Annotated in this window: 5 protein-coding genes; 4 read left to right on the top strand and 1 reads right to left on the bottom strand. The window is 62.6% G+C overall.

Annotated features, from left to right (window positions below; all coding sequences use genetic code 11):
• A partial coding sequence (locus VGL01_RS10560) for an FAD-binding oxidoreductase (protein WP_331569006.1) occupies positions 1-1,075 on the top strand: 1,075 nt, incomplete at its 5' end.
• A 55-nt stretch (positions 1,076-1,130) separates the two neighbouring features.
• Here VGL01_RS10560 and VGL01_RS10555 read toward each other — a convergent pair.
• A complete protein-coding gene (locus tag VGL01_RS10555; RefSeq protein WP_331569004.1) occupies positions 1,131-2,051 on the bottom strand; it encodes a LysR substrate-binding domain-containing protein in 921 nt (306 codons plus the stop codon).
• A gap of 265 nt (positions 2,052-2,316) precedes the next feature.
• Here VGL01_RS10555 and VGL01_RS10550 point away from each other — a divergent pair, with 265 nt between their 5' ends.
• The 3 genes from VGL01_RS10550 (at position 2,317) to VGL01_RS10540 (ending at position 5,932) form a co-directional block, all read left to right on the top strand.
• Positions 2,317-3,120, top strand: coding sequence for a GNAT family N-acetyltransferase (locus VGL01_RS10550; protein WP_414720221.1), 804 nt, complete (start codon positions 2,317-2,319; stop codon positions 3,118-3,120).
• A gap of 83 nt (positions 3,121-3,203) precedes the next feature.
• Positions 3,204-4,478 (top strand): FAD-binding oxidoreductase, encoded by a 1,275-nt coding sequence (locus VGL01_RS10545; protein WP_331569000.1) that lies wholly within the window; start codon positions 3,204-3,206, stop codon positions 4,476-4,478.
• Positions 4,475-5,932 carry an aldehyde dehydrogenase family protein gene (locus VGL01_RS10540; protein WP_331568998.1) on the top strand — a complete coding sequence of 486 codons (1,458 nt, stop codon included), beginning with the start codon at positions 4,475-4,477 and terminating at the stop codon, positions 5,930-5,932. The genes VGL01_RS10545 and VGL01_RS10540 overlap by 4 nt, the downstream gene beginning before the upstream one ends.
• Positions 5,933-6,001: the final 69 nt, after the last annotated feature.

Genomic DNA, 6,001 nt, shown 5'->3' with positions numbered 1-6,001 from the left:
ACGATTTGCGATCGAAACGGGCGAAGACACGGGCTTTCATCGGTGTGGGCTGCTGTACCTCAGCAATGACGACGCCGAATTGTCCCGTTGGGCCAGTTGGGGCGACTTTGCGAAGACCGCGGGCGTGACAACTTACATGCTGGACAGCCGGCAGGCTACCGAGCGTGGGCGACTGACCGGGCGGACCTGGAAAGGCGGCGTCTTTTCGCCCACCGACGGCACGGCCGACCCCGGCAAGGCCGCGCCGGCCGTGGCAGCTGCGCTCATTAAGTTAGGCGGCAGTGTCATCCAGGCGTGCGCGGCCCGTGGCGTCGAACTGGAGGGTGGGCGCGTCAGCGGCGTCGTCACCGAAGCCGGCGTCATCAAGACCCGGACTGTGGTGCTTGCGGGTGGCGCCTGGGCGTCGTCGTTCTGCAGACAGCTCGGCATCCGTTTTCCGCAAGCATCGATTCGCCAATCGATCCTCAGCGTCTCCCCTGTGGAACATCGTTTGCCCGATGCGCTGTTCACCTCCGGCGTTTCGATTACTCGCCGAAACGACGGACGCTACGCGCTGGCCATCAGCGGGCGAGCGCGCGTCGATGTGACGGGCCAATTTCTGCGTTTCGCGCCGCAATTCCTGCCGATGTTCGCCGCGCGCTGGCGCAGCCTTCTGCCCGGGGGACTCGAGGGCGTTCGAGGCGGCCACGAAACGCTGAAACGCTGGCGGCTCGATGCGCCGACGCCTATGGAACGAATGCGCATCCTCGATCCGAAGCCCGATCGCGCGACGGTCGCCGAAACGCATCGCCGCGCCATCGAACTGTTGCCCGAACTACGCGACGCGAAGATTACCCATGCATGGGCCGGCTTCGTCGACAGCACGCCGGACGGTGTTCCGGGAATTGGCGAAGTACCGGGCGTACCGGGATTGATCCTGGCAGCGGGGTTTTCCGGGCACGGCTTCGGGATAAGCCCTGGCGCAGGTCACCTGATCGCCGATCTCGCCACCGGTGCGGAGCCCATCGTGGACCCCACACCGTATCGACCGAGCCGATTCGCCTCGTCTGCATGGGGCAAGGTCGCCGACTTTTAGATGGCACAGGGACGCGGAGCAATGCATCCGTGGCGCCAGGCGGCGCCTGATTGATTCAACCGCGCCAGGGCACGGGGTTGAAGGCTCGCTTCGCGGCTTCCAGGAACACACGCTGACGAATGGTCAGGCCTTGGCGCGTGGGCGTCAGGGCCATGACCGGTGCAGGTTCGAGGTGCCATGCCGGCAAAATGCGCTTCAGTTTCCCCTCCGCGATCAGCCGCGCGCAATCCCATTCGGATCGCGCGACAACGCCGAGGCCGTCGACGGCCCAGTCCCTGACGACGGTGCCATCGTTCGAAGACAACGCGCTGCTCAAGCGGACCGTCACGCCCTTGCCGATGCGTTTGCCTGCAGCATCGTGCTGAGCAAAACGCAGACGCGTCACGTCTTCATCGTTTTCTCGCAAGGTCAGGTAAGGGTGCCGGGTAAGTTCGGAGGGATGCTTGAGCTTTGACAGCGAACGCGCAAGGGCGGGGCCTGCGCAAAGAATGCGGTCGTTTGGCGCCAGGAAATGTCCCACCCAGGAAGAGCCTTTGATGTGGCCGATCGAAACGACCGCGTCGGCGCCCGACGCAGACGCGAGCGGACTTTCGACCAAAATTAGCGAAATCGCCAGATTGGGGTGTGAGCGATGCAGGCCGCGGACGAGCGGCGCGACATATTCCCTGCCGAATCCGAATGGAGCCACGACGCGCAAATGACCACTTACACCAGCGGACGCTCCGGAGACGCGTGACGGAATAGACTCGATCCGCTCCAGGATCTCGATGGCTTCCTGAACAAGGCGCTGTCCTTCGTCAGTGAGCGAGAAACCTCTGGCTGCGCGCGTGGCAAGACTCACCCCCATCCGCTCCTCGATGCGCTGAAGACGTACCGTGACCGCGGGCGGCGTCAGGTCTAACAACCTCGCTGCTGCGGCAAGTGAGTGGGATACGCCGAGCGCGCGCAGCAGCTGCATGTCTTCAAGTTGAAGCATTAAGGGCCCGTTAACGATGGATTCATTGGAGATTAAACACGATAAAAATAATTTTTTCTATAGTACGTGGCACCGGCTTGCCAACAGCGTCACTCGATGGTTGCTGCAGTGTCGCCGCGAGTAGTTGCGCTTCCGGCGAAACGGAAACATTCAGTAGGGGAGATTAGTGAAACACGATTCCTTCGCGAACAGCTCGGCCTCGGCCGCGGATCTTCGGTATCGCAAGTTCGCTCCGGGCGACGTACCCGCGGCTCACGCGCTCTCGATGGCACTGGGCTGGCCATATAGGCCGGAAGACTGGCAGTTTTCCGCCAACACGGCGATAGCGTTCGTGGCCGAAGAGCGAGGTGTCGTCATTGGTACTGCGATGTGCTGGAAGTTCGGCGCCGACCGTGCCTCGCTCGGTCACGTCATCGTGTCGTCGGCGCACCAGGGCCGCGGTATCGGCCGCAAGCTGATGGAGATCGTCCTCGAAGAGTTAGGGCCACGTATCACATTCCTGCACGCGACGCTGGCCGGTCGGCCGCTCTACGAAAAGCTCGGCTTCAGCGTATGTGGATCGTTGGAGCAACATCAAGGGAATGTCGGTAAACCTCTCCCCGTTGCGTTGCTCGACGGTGAGCGACTGCGCACTGGGATCCCTGCCGACTTTCCCTGCCTCGTTGAACTGGCTTCGCGCGCCTCGGGCCTCGAGCGCCATGCGCTGTTGTCCGCAGTGCTCGAGCGCGGGGAAAGCGTCGTACTCGAACGCGATGGCGAGATCGTCGGATTCTCGGTGTTGCGGCGCTTTGGCCGGGGGCACGTGATCGGCCCTGTGGTAGCGATTCGTTCGCATGACGACGCGCGCGCAAAAGCCTTGATCGGCTACTGGCTGACCGGACGAGAGGGCGAATTCGTCCGTATCGACGTGCCCTCGGAAACAGGTTTGAGCGATTGGCTGAGCGAACAGGGACTGCAGCGCGTGGACATCTGCTCGAAGATGGTTCTCAATGCGCCTGCCCGCGAACATGTTGGCGCACCCGATCGCGCTTGCCGCTTGTACGCATTGGTCAGTCAAGCCATGCTTTAGACGTTCAGTACGGACCGGCTTATCTGCCGCTTGCACGCATAGTGTCGGGTATGAGCACGCGCCCGGCCGCTTTGGAGTTTGTCATGCATTTCGGTTCTTACTGGCTCGATACGTCCGAGCCATTCGTCAGCAACTCGCCTGACATGGACGGCGGAAGTTGCGACGTGGTCGTGGTGGGCGGCGGCATCACCGGCTCGGCGGCGGCCGTGGCGCTCGCCAAAAAAGGCGCGCGCGTCATCGTCTGCGAAGCAGGTACCGTGGGACAGGCCGCGTCGGGCCGCAACGGCGGCATGTGCAACAACGGCTTCGCGCAGGATTACGCTTCACTCTCGCAGCGGATCGGTACGGAATTGGCCAACCGGCTCTATCTCGCGTTCGACTCGGGTGTCGACATGGTCGAGAGGCTGGTCAGCGAAGAGTCGATCGATTGCGATTTTGTTCGCAGAGGAAAGCTGAAGCTCGCGGCGAAGCCGGAGCACTTCGATAAGCTTGCGAGAAGTCAGGCGTTGCTTGCCGCGAGCGTGGACCCTGATACGCGCCTTGTGACAAAGGCGCAGCTTCGTGACGAGATTGGCTCCGACCGTTATCACGGCGGGTTGATCTTCGAGAAGAGCGCCGGGATGCACGTCGGTCGTTATGTTCGTGGTCTCGCGAGAGCTGCGCAAGCGCGTGGCGCCCATGTTCTTGAGCGGGCGCCAGTACTGGGGTTGCAGCGGGAACCTCGGGGCTACATCGTGCGGACGCCGCGCGCATCGATCCGCGCACCGCAGGTGCTCCTGGCGAGCGGCATCTCGCAGGTGGGACCGTTCGCGTGGATTCGGCGAAGAATCGTGCCGGTCGGGGCGTTCATCATCGTCACCGAGCCTTTGCCGGTGGACCTGATCGACCGGTTGCTGCCCACGCGCCGGATGGCGACCGACACCAAGAACTTCGTCAATTTCTTTCGTGTAACGCCCGATAACCGGATGCTCTTTGGCGGACGCGCACGTTTCGCGACATCGAACCCGCGCTCCGACGAAAAGAGCGGGCTGATCTTGCGACAGCAGATGGCCACGGTGTTCCCCGAATTGGCGAACGCGCGCATCGACTATTGCTGGGGCGGCATGGTCGACATGACCGCCAACCGCCTGCCGCGCGCGGGCCAGCGTGACGGTATCTATTACTCGATGGGCTATAGTGGCCATGGCACGCACATGGCCACGTTGATGGGCACGCTGATGGCGGAGATCATGGACGGACGCGTCGATCTGAATCCGTGGAAAGACTTCGACTGGCCTGCCATCCCCGGCCACTTTGGCAAGCCGTGGTTTTTGCCGTTCGTTGGGGCATGGTATCGAATCAAGGACACGCTGCAATGACTTCACCTGTTCGTCATCTGATGCAAGCAGGACGGCTCGACCGGTTGTACATCGACGGCGAGTGGACTGCCTCCGATCGTAGCGATCGAATCGCCGTTATCTCGCCGTCCACCGAGGACGCAGTGTGCGAGATCGCACTTGGCAACGCGCGCGACGCCGAGCGGGCAGTGCTCGCCGCGCGTAAGGCTTTCGCGGCTTGGTCGGCAAGTTCGCCGCAAGAACGTGCTGCGCTGCTCGACCGGGTTCATGCGCTGATGCTGGAGCGCGCCGAACTGTTCGCCGCTGCGTTGTCGACGGAAATGGGCGCGCCCATCAGCTATGCGCGCGCCGCACATGTGCCGCTTGCAGCCGAACATATTCGCGTCGCGCGCGACAATCTGGCCAGCTATCCGTTCAGGAAGCAAAGGGGGACGACCGCGGTCGTACGCGAGCCGATCGGCGTCTGCGCGCTGATCACGCCCTGGAACTGGCCGATCTATCAGATTACGGCGAAGGTCGGGCCGGCACTCGCAGCCGGCTGCACAGTGGTACTTAAACCTAGTGAATTCTCGCCGCTGAGCGCTTTGCTATTTGCTGAAGTCATCGCGGACGCTGGTGTTCCCGCGGGCGTTTTTAACCTCGTGAGTGGCACCGGCCCGGAGGTCGGTACGTTACTGGCGTCACACCCGCAAGTCGATATGGTGTCGATCACCGGCTCGACGCGTGCGGGCATCCTGGTTGCGCAGGCAGCTGCGCCGACGGTCAAACGTGTGGCGCAGGAGCTCGGCGGCAAGTCGCCGAACGTCGTGCTGCCCGATGCGGATCTGCCGCGTGCTGTCTCGCTGGGCGTTGCTGCCGCGTTTCGGAACATGGGTCAGTCGTGCAGCGCGCCGACGCGGATGATCGTGCCGCGTGGCATGTTGCGACAGGTCGAAGCGTTGGCTGTCGCGGCAACGGAACAGATGATCGTTGGCGATCCGTTCGCCGACGCGACGACACACGGTCCGTTGGCCAATCGTGCGCAGTTCGGCAGGGTGCAGGAGATGATCGAAGCCGGCATCGACGAACGCGCTCTGTTGCTCGTCGGTGGACCAGGGAGGCCGGCCGGCCTGAGCAGGGGGTTCTACGCACAGCCAACGATCTTTTCCGAAGTGGGTACAAAGATGAGGATTGCGCAGGAGGAGATCTTCGGCCCGGTCCTTGCCATCCTTCCCTACGACTCGGTCGAAGAAGCGATCTCGGTCGCGAACGACACGGTTTACGGGCTCGGCGCACATGTTCAAGGCGCAGACAAGGCACTGTTGCAAGCGGTCGCAGCGCGCATTCGTTCGGGCCAGGTGCATCTGAACTATCCGGCGTGGGACCCGCAAGCGCCATTCGGCGGGTACAAGCAGTCCGGCAATGGTCGAGAGTACGGGATGGAAGGCATGGAAGAGTACATGGAAGTGAAGTCGATCCTCGGGTTCTACGATTGAAACGGCTGCGATACCCGACGCGATAACACGCCGGCGTCGACTCTATTTCGCTTTCCAAAGGTGCCGAAA

This window comes from Trinickia sp. (assembly GCF_036503415.1).
Classification (GTDB): Bacteria; Pseudomonadota; Gammaproteobacteria; order Burkholderiales; family Burkholderiaceae; genus Trinickia.
Note: the sequence above shows the minus strand (reverse complement) of the source record. Positions and strands in the feature narration are given on the sequence as shown.

Excerpts from the sequence above, each read along its gene's own strand:
- VGL01_RS10555 (WP_331569004.1), bottom strand. The coding sequence starts at position 2,051 with ATGCTTCAACTTGAAGACATGCAGCTGCTGCGCGCGCTCGGCGTATCC.
- VGL01_RS10550 (WP_414720221.1), top strand. The coding sequence starts at position 2,317 with ATGGCACTGGGCTGGCCATATAGGCCGGAAGACTGGCAGTTTTCCGCC.
- VGL01_RS10545 (WP_331569000.1), top strand. The coding sequence starts at position 3,204 with ATGCATTTCGGTTCTTACTGGCTCGATACGTCCGAGCCATTCGTCAGC.
- VGL01_RS10540 (WP_331568998.1), top strand. The coding sequence starts at position 4,475 with ATGACTTCACCTGTTCGTCATCTGATGCAAGCAGGACGGCTCGACCGG.